Genomic DNA, 13,864 nt, shown 5'->3' on the forward strand with positions numbered 1-13,864 from the left:
GTTTATGCAATTAAAGACTACTTGGTTGTCAACTGACGCAGCCCTGTAAGTTTTTAGTGATCACTATCGGGTTGGGCTGGCAGCTCTTTGTGCCGAACTTGAACATTCGGCTGCAGTGACTTAAAGATCTCTCCTAGCCGCTCAGAGATGTAGACCGAGCGGTGCTGCCCGCCAGTACAGCCGATCCCAATGGTCAGATAGCTTCTGTTTGAATTGGCAAACTGTGGAAGCCACTTATTGAGGTAACTGACTATGTCTCCCAGCATTTCACCGGTTTCAGGCTGCTGCTCTAAAAAATCTTGCACAGGCTTATCTTTTCCAGTGAATGCTCTTAGGCTTTGATCCCAGTATGGGTTCGGTAAACACCGCACATCAAATACAAAGTCCGCATCAATCGGAACGCCATGTTTAAAACCAAAGGACTGAAAAAGCAGTGCCATATCCTGGCCTGATTTTCCGGCAACCCGGTCTTTTATTAAGTCCCTGAGTTGGTACATGGTCATGTCGCTGGTATCAACGATCAGGTCAGCAGCAGACGATATGGGTGAGAGTAATGCCTTTTCTGCATCGATTGCTTCTTTTAGGGATATTGAATCGTTCGTCAGAGGGTGCTTTCGCCTCGTGGCGCTAAATCGTTTTAACAGTGTTTGATCGAGAGCATCAAGATAGATGACATCCATATCAAAATTGCGATGCTTAAATTGATTGGTTATATCTGAAAACTGGTCGATGCCTGTTGAAAGGTTTCTCGCATCAATACTGACGGCGATTTTTTCCAGGCGTGTTTCTTCTGTGATGAGAGCCTCATCGGCGAGTGGTAATAGGAGGCCGATTGGCAGGTTGTCGATGCAATAATAGCCCAGATCTTCGAGAACATGGAGTGCGGTGCTTTTTCCTGACCCTGAGCGACCGCTTACTATAACAAGTTTCATTATCCTACCTGGTTGATTGAGTTAATGATGTTCGTTTAGAACCAAAGTGCTCAGCTAGTATATTGAACGGCAAAATGATCAATCAGTTATGATTGAATGATTGTGTTGTATAGTGACTCACTGTCCTCGCAACCTCTAAGCTTTCGGCACAGTTCGGTATTATTGAATTTCTCTGCCAGCTGGCTGAGTAACTCCAAGTGTTCACTGGTTGCTTCTTGTGGGACGATAAGTACAAACAGCAGGTCAACAGGCTCATTATCGATCGAATCAAAGGGCACTTTCTGATTAAGCGTTAGCAAGGCTCCGATTACTTTGTGGCAGTTTTCCAGCCTGCAGTGAGGAATTGCGATTCCTTGACCAATGCCAGTACTGCCTAATCGTTCTCTACCGATCAGGCTGTTAAAGATCGTGTTTTCATTAATATCTGGATATTGTTGCGCTATTCGCTGCGCAATTTCTTCCAGAACTTTCTTTTTGCTGCTCCCGGGCAGGCTGCAAAGAGCCAGCTCGGGAGACAGTATAGATTGAATTGAAACTGACGTATCGGTCATTATTAATGCTTATTCTATTCTATGGCAAGTAACTTATCGTGCGGATGCACCGTGAAGTCTGTCGACATTCTTCTCTTTATGCTTAAGAATTTGACGGTCGAGCTTGTCTACCAGCATATCTATTGCTGCGTACATGTCTTCCTGCTCTGCTGTAGCATGAATATCGGCGCCACTGATATGAAGGGTCGCTTCTGCAATTTGACGAAGTTTTTGAACTGATAATGTAACCTGAACGTTGCTGATATGGTCAAAGTGTCGTTCAAGCTTTTCGAGCTTGCTGCTAACATAGTCTTTCAAAGAGTCTGTCAGATCAACGTGGTGTCCCGTAATATTCAATTGCATATTTCGCTCCTAGTATCGTTTTTGTGTTCCCTGAAATCTTCTACATATTGAGGCGCGTTTGAATGTGCGACTAGCAATGAGTCTACTAGTGAAACATCCGAATAGCGTTAACTCAATTCCTGGCAGTGATCAGCAAGGGAACAGAACTTCATTGCCTTTGTTTTTCACTTTACTTTCTTGATGACGCTTTGCCTGGGCTTGTGTTAAGCCCCGCCAAGCCTATCTTTTGATGCCAACAATCTTAGCATATTAGCTAATCCATTTATTGACTCAAAACCGTTTAATTCTGAATACCCCTCATAACTAAAATTATACTAAACGTTTTCGTTCATTTGATGGGGGTATTGACATCGCTTCGCGATATTTTGCGATGGTTCGTCTTGCTACTTTGATACCTTGTTCGTCGAGTATCGTTGCTATTTTGCTATCGCTTAGCGGTTTTTTGGCAGATTCAGCCGCTACCAGTTTTTTAATGATGGCGCGAATTGCGGTTGATGAACACTCGCCTCCAGATGCTGTGCTTACATGGCTGGAGAAGAAATATTTAAGTTCAAATATGCCTCTGGGAGTATGCATGAATTTTTGGGTGGTGACCCTTGATATGGTTGACTCATGCATATCTACGGCCTCCGCTATATCATGCAGAATAAGAGGCTTCATTGCCTCTTCACCATGATCAAGAAAACCTTGTTGATGTTCCACGATCTTACTGGAAACCTTCAGCAGTGTCTCATTACGACTTTGTAAGCTTTTAATAAACCACTTGGCCTCTTGTAACTGATCCTTCATATAAGTGTTGTCAGCACTACTGTCAGCTCGTTTAACGAGTGATGCGTAGCTTGAATTAACCCTTATCTTAGGGGCAATTTCCGGGTTGAGCTCCACTTTCCAACGCTCATTAACCTTTTTGACAACCACATCTGGAACAACATACTCGGGTGTATTACCGCTGATCTGCTCGCCTGGTCGAGGGTTAAGTGATTGAATGAGTTTGATAACCTGTTTAAGGTCGGTCTCTTTTATGCGGCTGCGTCTTATCAGTTGGGCGTAGTCCCGGTTGCCTAAAAGATTGAGGTAATGGTTGATGACCAGTTTTGCCTGAGGTAACCATGGTGTGCTATCTGGAAGCTGATTGAGTTGGATTAGCAGGCACTCTTGCAGGTCTCGACTGGCTACCCCTGGCGGATCAAAATGTTGAATTCGTTTTAGAACCGCTTGTACTTCGTCTAGCTCAACTTCGTGCTCGCTCGCTTCTTCCTGATTGGTTTCAGCAAAACCGGATAAGATCTCCTCAACGGTGCTGGATAAATAGCCATCGGTATTAACTGAGTCAATGATAGACATGGCGATCAGTTTATCAATGTCTGACATGGGGGTCAGGTTGAGTTGCCAAAGCAGATGATCCTGAAGGGATTCGCCCACGCTGTTACGTGACTCAAAGTCGCTATCTTCTTCTGGGGCAGGACCAGACGGTGCGTTGTTGGGGTAAATGTCATCCCATGCGGTATCTACTGGCAAGTCATTTGGAATGCTGTCAGACCAGTCTTCTGCGTTCATAATTTCATCAGAGCCTTCTGAGCTGGCTTCTGCCATGGACTCTTTAGCTTGCGATGCAGAATCATCGGCTGTGTTTTGCTCTTGGGAGGAGGTCTCTGTATCCGGGTTCTCGGATCGATTACGATCATCGTCAGATATTTCCAGCATTGGATTGGACTCAAGGGCCTCTTGGATTTCCTGCTGCAAATCAAGAGTAGAAAGCTGCAGTAAGCGTATTGCCTGCTGCAGTTGAGGGGTCATTGTCAGCTGCTGACCTAGTTTGAGCTGAAGTGATGCTTTCATGACCATTGATTACCTACCGCCTTATGCAAAACCATCAATGAACAAGGTCTCCTCATTGTTTAGTTATTTTATTGTCTCTACCAGGTTTAGTGTAAACCACTTCCGAGTCAGTTGTTTTATTATTTCCGGTTAATCATATTTTAGTTAGGAGATTGAAAAAATAGTAGTCATGGCAAGCGCTATTATTAATATTTGAGCACTGTAACGCTTGGGGAGACTATTAAAGCCTAAATTGTTCTCCTAGATATACATCTTTAACTTGTTGGTTTGACAGAACATCTTCCGCAGTGCCCGACGCTATAATGTGTCCGTCGCTCACGATATACGCTTTCTCACAAATATCAAGGGTTTCCCGAACATTATGGTCTGTTATTAGTACGCCTATCCCTTTCTCTTTCAAATGGGTGACGATCTGCTTGATGTCGCTTACAGAAATTGGGTCAACCCCGGCAAATGGCTCGTCAAGTAGTATAAAATCCGGCTCAGTGGCTAATGCGCGAGCGATTTCTACACGGCGGCGTTCGCCACCTGACAGGCTCATACCTAAGCTATCTTTTATATGTGTAATGTGAAACTCTTGAAGAAGGGTTTCCATCTTCTCTTTGCGTTCGGCTTTAGAAAGATCTTTCCGTGTCTCAAGTATTGCCATTAAATTATCTTTAACGCTTAGCTTTCTAAAAACAGACGCTTCCTGAGGGAGGTAACCAATCCCTTTTCTTGCTCGGCCATGCATGGGTAAATGGGTCAAATTCTCCCCATCGATTGATATTTTCCCTTTGTCGGCTTCGACCAAACCGACGATCATGTAAAAACATGTGGTTTTCCCTGCACCGTTGGGGCCGAGTAAGCCAACAATTTCACCGCTTTGTATTGAGAGTGAGACGTCTTTGACGACTGATCGTTTTTTATAGCTTTTTGCCAGGTTGTCGGCGCTTAACGTTTTCATTATTTTTCTTCGTCGGAATCTTTTTCAACTGGGTGGACAATAATTTCAACGCGCTGAGACTTCTCTTCTCCACCCTGAGCAGTGACTACGCGACTAACCGTGTTGTACTCGATTTTTTTGCCTCGAAACGTGTTCTTTCCCTGCTCAAGTTTTGCGTCGTCTATTAAAGTCAGCTTTTCATTATTACGGGTATAGATAATGGTGTTGCCGTAAGCATGGGTGGGTAGCTCTTCTCCCTCTTGCTGGTCGGAGAATTCAGCTGGAGACCCAAAGGCTTCAAGCTTTATCAAACCGCTTTTATCACTATAAATAATTACCTTGTCGGACTTCAGGATTGACTTTCCCTGGGTGATAACAACGTCTCCACTGTAAATTGAACGGCCCTTTTTTTCGTCCAGCTCAGCTCGGTCAGATTGAATTTTTATAGGTTGGTTGCTGTTTGCTGTGAATGCACTTGCCTGAGTCGAGATCAGAGTTGAAAGTGCCACTATTAAAGCAATCAGCTGTTTTTTAAAAGGTTTGCTATGATGGTAGGGCTTACTGTTATTGGGCATAGTTGCCTCGTACGTTGGAGGTAATTTCAATCTTTTTATCGTCGACCCAGGCGTTCATGCCTTCGCCTTCAAGGATGCTAACATTATCGCTAATGGTAACGGGTTGTTTTGTGGTAATAAAGCGTGATTTATTGAGCACAGTCAGGGATTCTGTTTTTAGTGTCCAGGGGGCTTTCAACTGCTCGTCTCTGATCATCGTTACATTATTGATGAGTTCCAGATTCTCCTCGGTCATTTTATATCTTCCATTGTCCGCTGTGAGTCTCAATGTTGTATTATCTTCCCGGTAAACCAGTAAATTGGGACTCTTTAGTAGTGCGATATTTTGGTCGGGGTAATGCTTGGCTTCACTGCTCTTCATTATGGACGAAACGTAGCCGTCAGCATCATATACCGTGTATTTTCCATTAACGATAAAAAAGTCAGGCTCTTCCTGTTCTGCATTGCTTGCTACAGGCACAATTTTATTGTCGCTGTTCTGCCAGACTATTAAGATCATGGCGAGAATTGAGATGATTAGCAGGGAGTGCTTTTTGATTTTTTCGCTTTTCACGTTATCCCCGACCTCACTATTGTGTAAATACTGTTTCCATACGAGCCAATAATGCTGGCAGGCTTAAATAACACCGGCTTTGAGTAAATCGTGCATATTGAGTGCGCCAACAACTTTCTGCGACTTGTCTACCACGATAAGCCCGTTTATTTTGCTGTCTTCCATAATCGCAAGCGCTTCTGCTGCAAGAATATCTGCTGAAATAGTCCGGCAGTTTGCCGTCATAACTTCATCTATACGGGTTTTATGGATATCGATTGCTTTGTCGATTGTTCTTCGAAGGTCGCCATCAGTAAACAGGCCGCAGAGCTTGCCGTTGTCATCGGTAATGGCTGTCATTCCGAGTCCTTTTTCCGAAATCTCAAGTAGGGCGTCGCTAAGTAATACGTTGTGGTTGACGGATGGAATTCTACTGCCCGTGTGCATAATGTCAGATACTTTCAGAAGCAGTCGTCTGCCCAAGCTTCCGCCAGGGTGTGAGAACGCGAAGTCTTCTGCACTAAAGCCTCGCGCCTCAAGCAGTGCAATTGCAAGTGCATCGCCCATTACCAGGGTGGCTGTAGTACTGGATGTTGGGGCAAGGCCAAGGGGGCATGCCTCTAATTCGACGCTTACATCAAGGTTTGCATCCGCTTCAAGAGCAAGCGCTGAGGTGTTTGACCCGGTCATGCTGATAAGCGGGGCTTCCATTCTTTTTATCAGGGGCAGTATGGTGACCACCTCTGATGTGTTGCCAGAATTCGAAATGGCTATGACCACATCGTTTGCTGTTATCATGCCCAGGTCGCCATGGCTGGCTTCGCCAGGGTGAACAAAAAAGGAGGGGGTGCCCGTGCTCGCGAGAGTCGCGGCTATTTTTTTTCCAATATGACCTGACTTGCCCATGCCGGTTACAACGACGCGCCCCTTGCAATCAAGAAGGATTTGGCAGGCTTTGGCGAACGAGTTGTCGATGCGTCCAATTAGTAGTGATATTGCGTCTCTTTCAATTTCGACGGCGCGTTTTGCTGAGCTGATAAATTTAGCAGAGTCTACCATTCTGTTATCCGATAGATGTATGAATATGATGTATTAGTCAAAGTGTAACGCACTTTTAGTGTAAACGTTTAGTGCTGACTTTTTGTTAATAATATTTAATGGTTGATCTTGGTGCCTGCTTGTTGCTAGGCACCGAGTGATCGATATAGCAGTATTAGGTAAGCGACATAAATGGCTAGCATTCCACTGCCAAAGGAGCGTCCCAGTCGTCCTTTTTTCTGCATAATGTAAGCAGCCGCAGCGAGTAGTAACGTAAGGGCTAACATAATGCTGTAATCACGCAATAGTACTTCGCTATCTAGCATAACGGGGTTTAACAGTGCTGGTATGGGGAGTACGGCGAGCAAGTTAAAGAGGTTGGAACCAATAATATTACCCAATGCAATATCGTGGTGCCCCTTTAATGCGCTGGCGACTGATGCCGCTAACTCTGGCAGGCTTGTTCCGATGGCGACAATGGTTAAACCGATAATCAGCTCACTGACTCCCAGCTCCCTGGCCACTCCGCTTGCCCCCCATACCAGTAGTTTCGAACTGGCTAACAGTAAGCCAAGACTAATGACGAGCTGAAGTATTGCTTTGGCGGTGCTGGTGGAAGGGATTTCATTAATCTCTTCAAGAATTTCAGGAGCATCCAGGTTGTTTCTCGTTAAGAAGTACATCGATATGGCAAGAATAACAATCATGATGATGCCATCCCATATGCCTAAATGATTATCAAGAAACAGCAAGGTAACAAGCAGTGTCGCAGTGACCAGCACGGGAAACTCTCGCTTAAGCACTAGCGGTTTGAGCGGGATGGGGGAGACTAACGCAGTAATACCTAATACAAGTGCGATGTTGGCTATGTTTGAGCCAATGGCGTTGCCGACTGCGAGGTTGCTAGCGTCCGACAGTGCCGCAGTACCGGAAACGATCATTTCTGGAGCAGATGTGCCAAAGGCCACTATTGTGAGGCCTATTAGCATGGGGGACATTCCAAGGTTGCGCGCCGTTGCTACGGAGCCATTAACAAAGCGGTCTGCACTCCATACCAGTACGACTAACCCTGCAATGATGCCGGCAAAAAATAGAATCATGAATTTCACTCTAACTAGGTGTATGAATAGCTCATGCAAAGACTGAATCTTCAGTTGTGGCGTGAATTGTGCTGAACTTGGTGCGCCCTTGCAATGGCAAATTTTAAAAAAATCCTGATGGGCGTAAGATCCTTTGCTTTAATAGATTGAAATATTTGATTAAATCATACGTTAGTTGATGTAGACTTCATCTCGCGCACAAATCTCTCTTATAGGGAAGGCCTTATGGAGGGGAGTAGCGCAATCTATATCAGTTAACTATCGCATGTCGCAGGCCAGGATTAATTGTTGTGAGCAACTTGATCGAAATTAGGGGAATGTCCTTTTCTAGAGGCGAACGGCTTATATTTAATGATATAGATGTTGATATCCCCAAGGGGAAAGTGACATCTATTATGGGGCCGAGTGGTACGGGTAAAACAACGTTGCTGCGTCTCATCGGAGCCCAGCTGAAACCACAAAAAGGAACGATTACCGTAGACGGTCAAAATCTTCTTAAGCTAAAAAGAAAGGATCTCTACCTCGCCCGTGAAAAAATAGGCATGTTGTTTCAAAGTGGTGCGCTATTCTCAGATTTAACGGTTTTCGAAAATGTCGCTTTTCCGCTAAGGGTGCACACTAAGTTGCCTGAAGATATGATTAGGGACATTGTGCTGATGAAATTGCAAGCGGTCGGGCTGAGGGGGGCTAGAGACTTGATGCCAGCCGAGCTTTCGGGTGGCATGACTCGTCGCATAGCGTTAGCTCGAACCATCGCTCTTGATCCGTCCTTAGTGATGTATGATGAGCCGTTTGCAGGTCAGGACCCCATCGCAATGGGGGTTCTGGTGCAGTTAATAAGGCTTTTAAATGATGCGCTAGGGATGACGAGTGTGCTCGTTTCGCATGACGTGGCTGAAGCGCTTAGCATTAGTGATCATGTTTGCATTATTTCCGATGGCAAAGTGATCGGGCAGGGGGCACCCGGCCACTTGAAAGAGCACGGTTCCCCATTAGTGAAGCAGTTTTTACAAGGACTGCCTGACGGGCCGGTACCATTTCACTATCCCGCATCCGACTATCGTTCAGATTTATTGCCAGGGAGTGAACGTGCTCAATTATTTACGTAGGCTTGGTAGGCAGGCTATCCATACGGTTTCTGTTCTGGGACGCTCAGGTGTATTTCTGATGCAGTCGCTTGTGGGGGTTCCAAATTTCAGCAGTGGCTTTCCTTTGCTGATCAAGCAACTCTACTCTGTGGGTGTTTTATCGCTGGTCATTATTGTTGTATCAGGGCTCTTTATTGGCATGGTGCTTGGGCTGCAAGGGTATAACATATTGGTTGATTATGGCTCCGAACAGGCTATAGGGCAGATGGTCGCCTTAACGTTGGTTAGGGAGCTAGGGCCTGTCGTTACGGGGCTCTTGTTTGCGGGGCGCGCAGGGTCGGCGCTGACAGCTGAGATAGGGCTTATGAAGGCCACCGAGCAGTTAACCAGTATGGAAATGATGGGGGTTGATCCGTTACGAAGGGTGATCGCACCTCGGTTGTGGGCCGGTTTTATTTCGATGCCTCTTTTGGCCATGATTTTCAGTGTGGTCGGTATATGGGGCGGAATGCTGGTTGGAGTGGACTGGTTAGGTGTTTATGAGGGCTCGTTTTGGGCTAATATGCAAGCATCTGTTAGCTTTCAGGATGACGTGTTAAATGGCGTGATAAAGAGTATTGTTTTTGGTTTTGTGTGTACATGGATTGCCGTTTTTCAAGGCTATGATTCAGTCCCTACATCTGAGGGAATTAGCGCGGCAACAACCAAAACGGTGGTTTATTCGTCTCTGGCTGTGCTGGGGCTGGATTTTGTGTTGACTGCCATGATGTTTACGGCGTTATAGCGCGTCGCAGTAAGGTAGCCGAAGGCGAGAGATTAAACGAACCCCGCTGTGAAGGGGGTGTTTGAAAGTTATAATATCGGAGTGAATATGTACAATCGGACAATAGAGATAGTGGTCGGGCTATTCATCATGCTAGGCATTGGTGCTTTGGCTGTGCTGGCTTTCCAGGTTAGCGGTCTTTCTGCAAAAATGGATTCAGAAACCTACAAGGTCTATGCGCAGTTTGATGATTTGGGCGGGTTGTCGGTCAGGGGGCGTGTTTCGATGGCTGGTGTAACCATTGGTAAAGTCAGCAATATTGAACTGGATAAAGAGTCATATATGGCGCTGGTTGAGATGGAACTTTATGGTTCTGTTGATAATTTGACGACAGACAGCAATGCCGCTATCCAGACAGCTGGTTTGTTGGGTGAAAAGTACATTTCCATTAGTGTTGGAGCGGATGAAGAGTACCTTAAAGATGGCGACACGATATTTGATACACAATCAGCATTGAATATCGAAAAACTAATTGGTACGTTTGCCTCTGGCAGGTAGCAGTGAGCGCTGGATATAAAGGAATTTAAGGGAGAGACTCCTTGCAATTAATAGGTGCAGATAGAATGAAATTGAAGGTCGGTGGTTTTTTCCATAGCTGGTTAGTTATATTGGCGATGTTTATAAGTCCTTTCGCGTTGGCGGGTGGCGTAGAAGGAGAGGTGAAGCGAATTGTTGAAGAAAGTACAAACCAGTTAGTTGATAAGCTGAACCGTGAAAAATCGACTTATGAGGTTGACCCTGAAAAGTTCTACAGCGAAATGGACGCCGCCTTGAGTGAGTTGGTCGACTTTAAACGCATAGCTGCGAGAGTAATGGGTAAAACAGCTCGAAAAGCGACCAAAGAGCAAAGATCCAGTTTCCTCGCTTCATTTAAAAAGAGTTTGTATGTCGCGTATTCCAAAGCACTTGTAGAGAGTGGTGCGTTTGAAATAACCGTCGAAGGCGTTAAAGTTAACCCCAGAAGCGACAAAAAGGCCTCCGTTAACCTTGTTGTTACATCTGAGAGTGGTAATCAGTACCCTGTGGTTTATTCAATGAACTACGGCAAAAATAAAAAATGGATGCTTGAGAATGTCATTGTTAATGGGGTTAATGTCGGGCTTGCCTTTAGAGACCGATTTAGCTTTGAGATGCGTAACCATCAGGGGAATATTGACAAGGTTATAGAAAACTGGACAGCTAAAATTGATATTAGCGACGATTCTGTTGCAACTCAGTAAGGTGTGTTGAGCAAGGTTACAAACAAAGCAGTTCCTTGTTTAGCTGGTTCTGGATGGTGGTAAGTTGGAAGACGGTTTTGAATAGTGGGGAGCTATAAATGGTTGCTGAAGTGAGTGTACAAGATGCAGGCATACTTGCTCTCTCAGGGGATGTGACATCGGACAATGTTGTTTCCATTCGGCGCAAGGGAGAGGATGCTATCGCTAAAATGCCGTCAAGCGCGATTGTTAACCTGGCCGGTTTGGGGGCGGCGAACACGCTTACCCTTTCGCTGCTATTGGCTTGGGTGAGGTGTGCCAGGCAGCAAAATATGGAACTAACCATCGCCGAAAGTCCCGGCAAGCTCTTTGATATGGCCAGAGTGAGCGGCTTGGAGTTGGTGCTTCCATTTGAACCCTCCGGCAGTTGAGTCGCAGATTCTTTCTTTTTGGCTTCTTTAGCGGACTGCTTTTGGGTATCATAGCCTATTTGCCTCGCGCAGGTGCGCGGGCAACAGGTTTGATTAGCTCGGTCAGCTAGCCGCTGAACTTGAGTTATGCCTCCGAACCTTTGAGATTAATGACAGTAGATAAAGGCTAAGAAATGCAAGCAGAAGACGTAGCAAAAATCCTGACCGACTCTCTTCCTGACTGCGAGGTTTCCGTTGCGGGTGAGGGAAATCACTTTCAGTTGACTGTTGTCGGTGAAGTCTTTGAAGGTCTTTCGTCGGTAAAAAGACAGCAGAAAGTGTATGCCTGTCTTAACTCTTATATCGCCGACGGGACAATTCACGCGATAACTATGAAGACCTATACGCCATCTGAATGGCAGAAAAACAGTTAGATGCTACTTTTGGATCGTTGTACCTTATTATTTTACTCACTATATAAACGCAGGATTTCTCGTGGATAAGCTTGTCATTACCGGTGGTCAGCAACTTGATGGCGAAATACGTATTTCAGGTGCTAAAAATGCCGCTCTGCCTATTTTGGCCGCTACTCTGTTAGCCGATGAGCCTGTAAGTGTCGGTAACCTGCCCCATTTACATGATATCACCACAATGATCGAGTTATTAGGTCGCATGGGGATTGAATTGCTTATCGACGAAAAAATGAGCGTGGAGATAAATGCCAATACAATCAAGCATTTTACTGCACCTTATGAACTCGTTAAGACGATGCGGGCATCTATTCTGGTACTGGGGCCAATGCTGGCTCATTTTGGCCAGGCAGAAGTGTCCCTGCCAGGGGGCTGTGCCATAGGTAGCAGGCCTGTTGATTTGCATATTCGTGGCCTTGAGGCGATGGGTGCAACTATTGTTGTAGAAGATGGTTATATAAAAGCATCTTCCAATGGGCGCTTGAAGGGCGCCCATATATTTATGGATACGGTAACGGTAACTGGAACTGAAAACCTGTTGATGGCAGCTACTTTGGCTGACGGAAAAACAGTGCTTGAAAATTCAGCGAGGGAGCCGGAAGTCGTTGATCTGGCAGAATGTCTGATAGCCATGGGCGCTGATATTTCAGGCCATGGCACTGATACTATCGTGGTTAATGGTGTTCCGCGATTACACGGTTGCCATTACGATGTATTGCCTGACCGGGTTGAAACAGGTACATATCTGGTTGCAGCCGCGGCTGCTCGGGGAAGGGTTAAACTAAAAGATACCAGAGAGGACTTGCTGGAATCGGTGCTTCTTAAGTTAGAAGAGGCGGGAGCTCATATCTCAACGGGTAAAGACTGGATTGAGCTGGATATGAAAGGGAATCGACCGAAGGCTGTCAATATCAGAACCGCACCTTATCCGGCATTTCCTACCGATATGCAGGCTCAATTTGTATCACTAAATGCTGTAGCAGAAGGGGTTGGCTCCGTTACAGAAACCATATTTGAAAATCGTTTTATGCATTGCCATGAGCTTAGCCGTATGGGCGCTCAAATTCGCCTTGAAGGCAACACGGCCATTATTAATGGCGTTGAACGGCTAAATGGTGCACCTATTATGGCGACAGACCTGAGGGCATCAGCGAGCTTGGTTATCGCAGGCCTGGTTGCCAAAGGTCAAACATATGTTGAGCGAATTTATCATATTGATCGTGGTTATGAGTGTATAGAAGAGAAACTGCAGTTACTGGGTGCCAAAATACGACGCCTGCCAGGTTAGCTATAGATACACAAATACAGGAATTGAGAGAGTTACATGAGCGATACGCTTACAATTGCTTTGTCTAAAGGCCGGATATTGAAAGAGACACTGCCGCTTATAGCCGCAGCCGGTATAGAACCATTGGAAGATATATCAAAAAGTAGAAAACTGATTTTTGATACCACCGATAGCCGGGTTAAACTCATTATTATTAGAGCCACCGATGTTCCCACCTATGTACAATATGGCGGCGCAGATATGGGGGTTACTGGTAAAGATGTACTCATGGAGCATGGGGCAGAAGGCCTATACGAGCCACTTGATCTGAAAATTTCTGAGTGTCGCTTGATGACGGCGGCCAAAAAAGAAGCCAAGCCAGTTAAAGGTAGATTAAAGGTTGCTACCAAATTTGTGAATTTGGCCAAACAGTATTACGCTCGACAGGGTATTCAGGCTGATATTATTAAACTTTACGGTGCCATGGAACTCGCACCGATACTAGGGTTGGCTGATGAAATTGTAGATATTGTCGATACTGGCAATACACTAAAAGCTAACGGACTGGAGCCAAGAGAACTCATCCATAATATCAGTTCGCGATTAGTGGTGAATCGAGCGTCCATGAAAATGAAGCATCATCATATTCAATCTATTATTGACCAATTGTCTGAGGCGGTTAGTTAATCTAACTGCCTTAGCATACCTCTACTCTAACTTTACATCATGCCTTAATTTTGATGGCCAGATGAGCTAACTGCTCTATTGTTATA

At 45.4% G+C, this 13,864-nt stretch carries 17 protein-coding genes; 8 read left to right on the forward strand and 9 right to left on the reverse strand.

From position 1 onward, the window contains the following. Positions 1-53: 53 nt before the first annotated feature. The 9 genes from rapZ to MY523_RS02895 form a co-directional block, all read right to left on the reverse strand. Positions 54-932, reverse strand: coding sequence for an RNase adapter RapZ (gene rapZ / locus MY523_RS02855; RefSeq protein WP_250657300.1), 879 nt, complete (start codon positions 930-932; stop codon positions 54-56). 86 nt (positions 933-1,018) lie between these two features. Further along, positions 1,019-1,483 (reverse strand): PTS IIA-like nitrogen regulatory protein PtsN, encoded by a 465-nt coding sequence (gene ptsN / locus MY523_RS02860; RefSeq protein WP_250657301.1) that lies wholly within the window; start codon positions 1,481-1,483, stop codon positions 1,019-1,021. Positions 1,484-1,516: 33 nt separating this feature from the next. Then, positions 1,517-1,825, reverse strand: a complete 309-nt coding sequence (hpf, locus tag MY523_RS02865; RefSeq protein ID WP_250657302.1) for a ribosome hibernation promoting factor — start codon at positions 1,823-1,825, stop codon at positions 1,517-1,519. A 309-nt stretch (positions 1,826-2,134) separates the two neighbouring features. Further along, positions 2,135-3,664 (reverse strand): RNA polymerase factor sigma-54, encoded by a 1,530-nt coding sequence (locus tag MY523_RS02870; protein ID WP_250657303.1) that lies wholly within the window; start codon positions 3,662-3,664, stop codon positions 2,135-2,137. 220 nt (positions 3,665-3,884) lie between these two features. Then, positions 3,885-4,610, reverse strand: a complete 726-nt coding sequence (gene lptB / locus MY523_RS02875) for an LPS export ABC transporter ATP-binding protein (RefSeq protein WP_250657304.1) — start codon at positions 4,608-4,610, stop codon at positions 3,885-3,887. Next, the gene (gene lptA / locus MY523_RS02880; RefSeq protein WP_250657305.1) at positions 4,610-5,164 is read right to left on the reverse strand and encodes a lipopolysaccharide transport periplasmic protein LptA; all 555 of its coding nucleotides are present in this window, start codon (positions 5,162-5,164) and stop codon (positions 4,610-4,612) included. The genes lptB and lptA overlap by 1 nt, the downstream gene beginning before the upstream one ends. Next, the gene (lptC, locus tag MY523_RS02885) at positions 5,154-5,717 is read right to left on the reverse strand and encodes an LPS export ABC transporter periplasmic protein LptC (protein ID WP_250657306.1); all 564 of its coding nucleotides are present in this window, start codon (positions 5,715-5,717) and stop codon (positions 5,154-5,156) included. The genes lptA and lptC overlap by 11 nt, the downstream gene beginning before the upstream one ends. Positions 5,718-5,780: 63 nt before the next feature. Next, positions 5,781-6,755, reverse strand: a complete 975-nt coding sequence (locus tag MY523_RS02890; RefSeq protein WP_250657307.1) for a KpsF/GutQ family sugar-phosphate isomerase — start codon at positions 6,753-6,755, stop codon at positions 5,781-5,783. Positions 6,756-6,880: 125 nt separating this feature from the next. After that, on the reverse strand, positions 6,881-7,834 hold the full coding sequence (locus MY523_RS02895; protein ID WP_250657308.1) for a calcium/sodium antiporter: 954 nt from the start codon (positions 7,832-7,834) through the stop codon (positions 6,881-6,883). 317 nt (positions 7,835-8,151) lie between these two features. Here MY523_RS02895 and MY523_RS02900 point away from each other — a divergent pair, with 317 nt between their 5' ends. From MY523_RS02900 to hisG, 8 genes are all read left to right on the forward strand, one after another. After that, a complete protein-coding gene (locus MY523_RS02900; protein ID WP_250658762.1) occupies positions 8,152-8,943 on the forward strand; it encodes an ATP-binding cassette domain-containing protein in 792 nt (263 codons plus the stop codon). Beyond that, complete coding sequence (gene mlaE, locus MY523_RS02905; RefSeq protein ID WP_250657309.1) at positions 8,924-9,706, forward strand: lipid asymmetry maintenance ABC transporter permease subunit MlaE; 783 nt, start codon at positions 8,924-8,926, stop codon at positions 9,704-9,706. Before MY523_RS02900 ends, mlaE begins: the two co-directional genes overlap by 20 nt. A gap of 87 nt (positions 9,707-9,793) precedes the next feature. Next, positions 9,794-10,243, forward strand: coding sequence for an outer membrane lipid asymmetry maintenance protein MlaD (gene mlaD, locus MY523_RS02910; protein ID WP_250657310.1), 450 nt, complete (start codon positions 9,794-9,796; stop codon positions 10,241-10,243). Positions 10,244-10,308: 65 nt separating this feature from the next. Next, entirely contained in the window at positions 10,309-10,965 is a 657-nt protein-coding gene (locus tag MY523_RS02915) for an MlaC/ttg2D family ABC transporter substrate-binding protein (protein ID WP_250657311.1), read from the forward strand. Positions 10,966-11,063: 98 nt separating this feature from the next. Next, positions 11,064-11,375, forward strand: coding sequence for an STAS domain-containing protein (locus MY523_RS02920; RefSeq protein WP_250657312.1), 312 nt, complete (start codon positions 11,064-11,066; stop codon positions 11,373-11,375). Positions 11,376-11,548: 173 nt separating this feature from the next. Then, entirely contained in the window at positions 11,549-11,788 is a 240-nt protein-coding gene (locus MY523_RS02925) for a BolA family protein (RefSeq protein WP_250657313.1), read from the forward strand. Positions 11,789-11,849: 61 nt separating this feature from the next. Then, complete coding sequence (murA, locus tag MY523_RS02930; RefSeq protein WP_250657314.1) at positions 11,850-13,112, forward strand: UDP-N-acetylglucosamine 1-carboxyvinyltransferase; 1,263 nt, start codon at positions 11,850-11,852, stop codon at positions 13,110-13,112. A gap of 36 nt (positions 13,113-13,148) precedes the next feature. Continuing rightward, positions 13,149-13,778, forward strand: coding sequence for an ATP phosphoribosyltransferase (hisG, locus tag MY523_RS02935; protein WP_250657315.1), 630 nt, complete (start codon positions 13,149-13,151; stop codon positions 13,776-13,778). Positions 13,779-13,864 lie beyond the last annotated feature (86 nt).

This window comes from Alkalimarinus coralli (genome assembly GCF_023650515.1).
In the GTDB taxonomy this organism is placed as follows: domain Bacteria; phylum Pseudomonadota; class Gammaproteobacteria; order Pseudomonadales; family Oleiphilaceae; genus Alkalimarinus; species Alkalimarinus coralli.

Coding starts and splice junctions, on each gene's coding strand:
- rapZ (WP_250657300.1), bottom strand. CDS start 932: ATGAAACTTGTTATAGTAAGCGGTCGCTCAGGGTCAGGAAAAAGCACC.
- ptsN (WP_250657301.1), bottom strand. CDS start 1,483: ATGACCGATACGTCAGTTTCAATTCAATCTATACTGTCTCCCGAGCTG.
- hpf (WP_250657302.1), bottom strand. CDS start 1,825: ATGCAATTGAATATTACGGGACACCACGTTGATCTGACAGACTCTTTG.
- MY523_RS02870 (WP_250657303.1), bottom strand. CDS start 3,664: ATGAAAGCATCACTTCAGCTCAAACTAGGTCAGCAGCTGACAATGACC.
- lptB (WP_250657304.1), bottom strand. CDS start 4,610: ATGAAAACGTTAAGCGCCGACAACCTGGCAAAAAGCTATAAAAAACGA.
- lptA (WP_250657305.1), bottom strand. CDS start 5,164: ATGCCCAATAACAGTAAGCCCTACCATCATAGCAAACCTTTTAAAAAA.
- MY523_RS02890 (WP_250657307.1), bottom strand. CDS start 6,755: ATGGTAGACTCTGCTAAATTTATCAGCTCAGCAAAACGCGCCGTCGAA.
- MY523_RS02895 (WP_250657308.1), bottom strand. CDS start 7,834: ATGATTCTATTTTTTGCCGGCATCATTGCAGGGTTAGTCGTACTGGTA.
- MY523_RS02900 (WP_250658762.1), top strand. CDS start 8,152: ATGTCCTTTTCTAGAGGCGAACGGCTTATATTTAATGATATAGATGTT.
- mlaD (WP_250657310.1), top strand. CDS start 9,794: ATGTACAATCGGACAATAGAGATAGTGGTCGGGCTATTCATCATGCTA.
- MY523_RS02915 (WP_250657311.1), top strand. CDS start 10,309: ATGAAATTGAAGGTCGGTGGTTTTTTCCATAGCTGGTTAGTTATATTG.
- MY523_RS02920 (WP_250657312.1), top strand. CDS start 11,064: ATGGTTGCTGAAGTGAGTGTACAAGATGCAGGCATACTTGCTCTCTCA.
- MY523_RS02925 (WP_250657313.1), top strand. CDS start 11,549: ATGCAAGCAGAAGACGTAGCAAAAATCCTGACCGACTCTCTTCCTGAC.
- hisG (WP_250657315.1), top strand. CDS start 13,149: ATGAGCGATACGCTTACAATTGCTTTGTCTAAAGGCCGGATATTGAAA.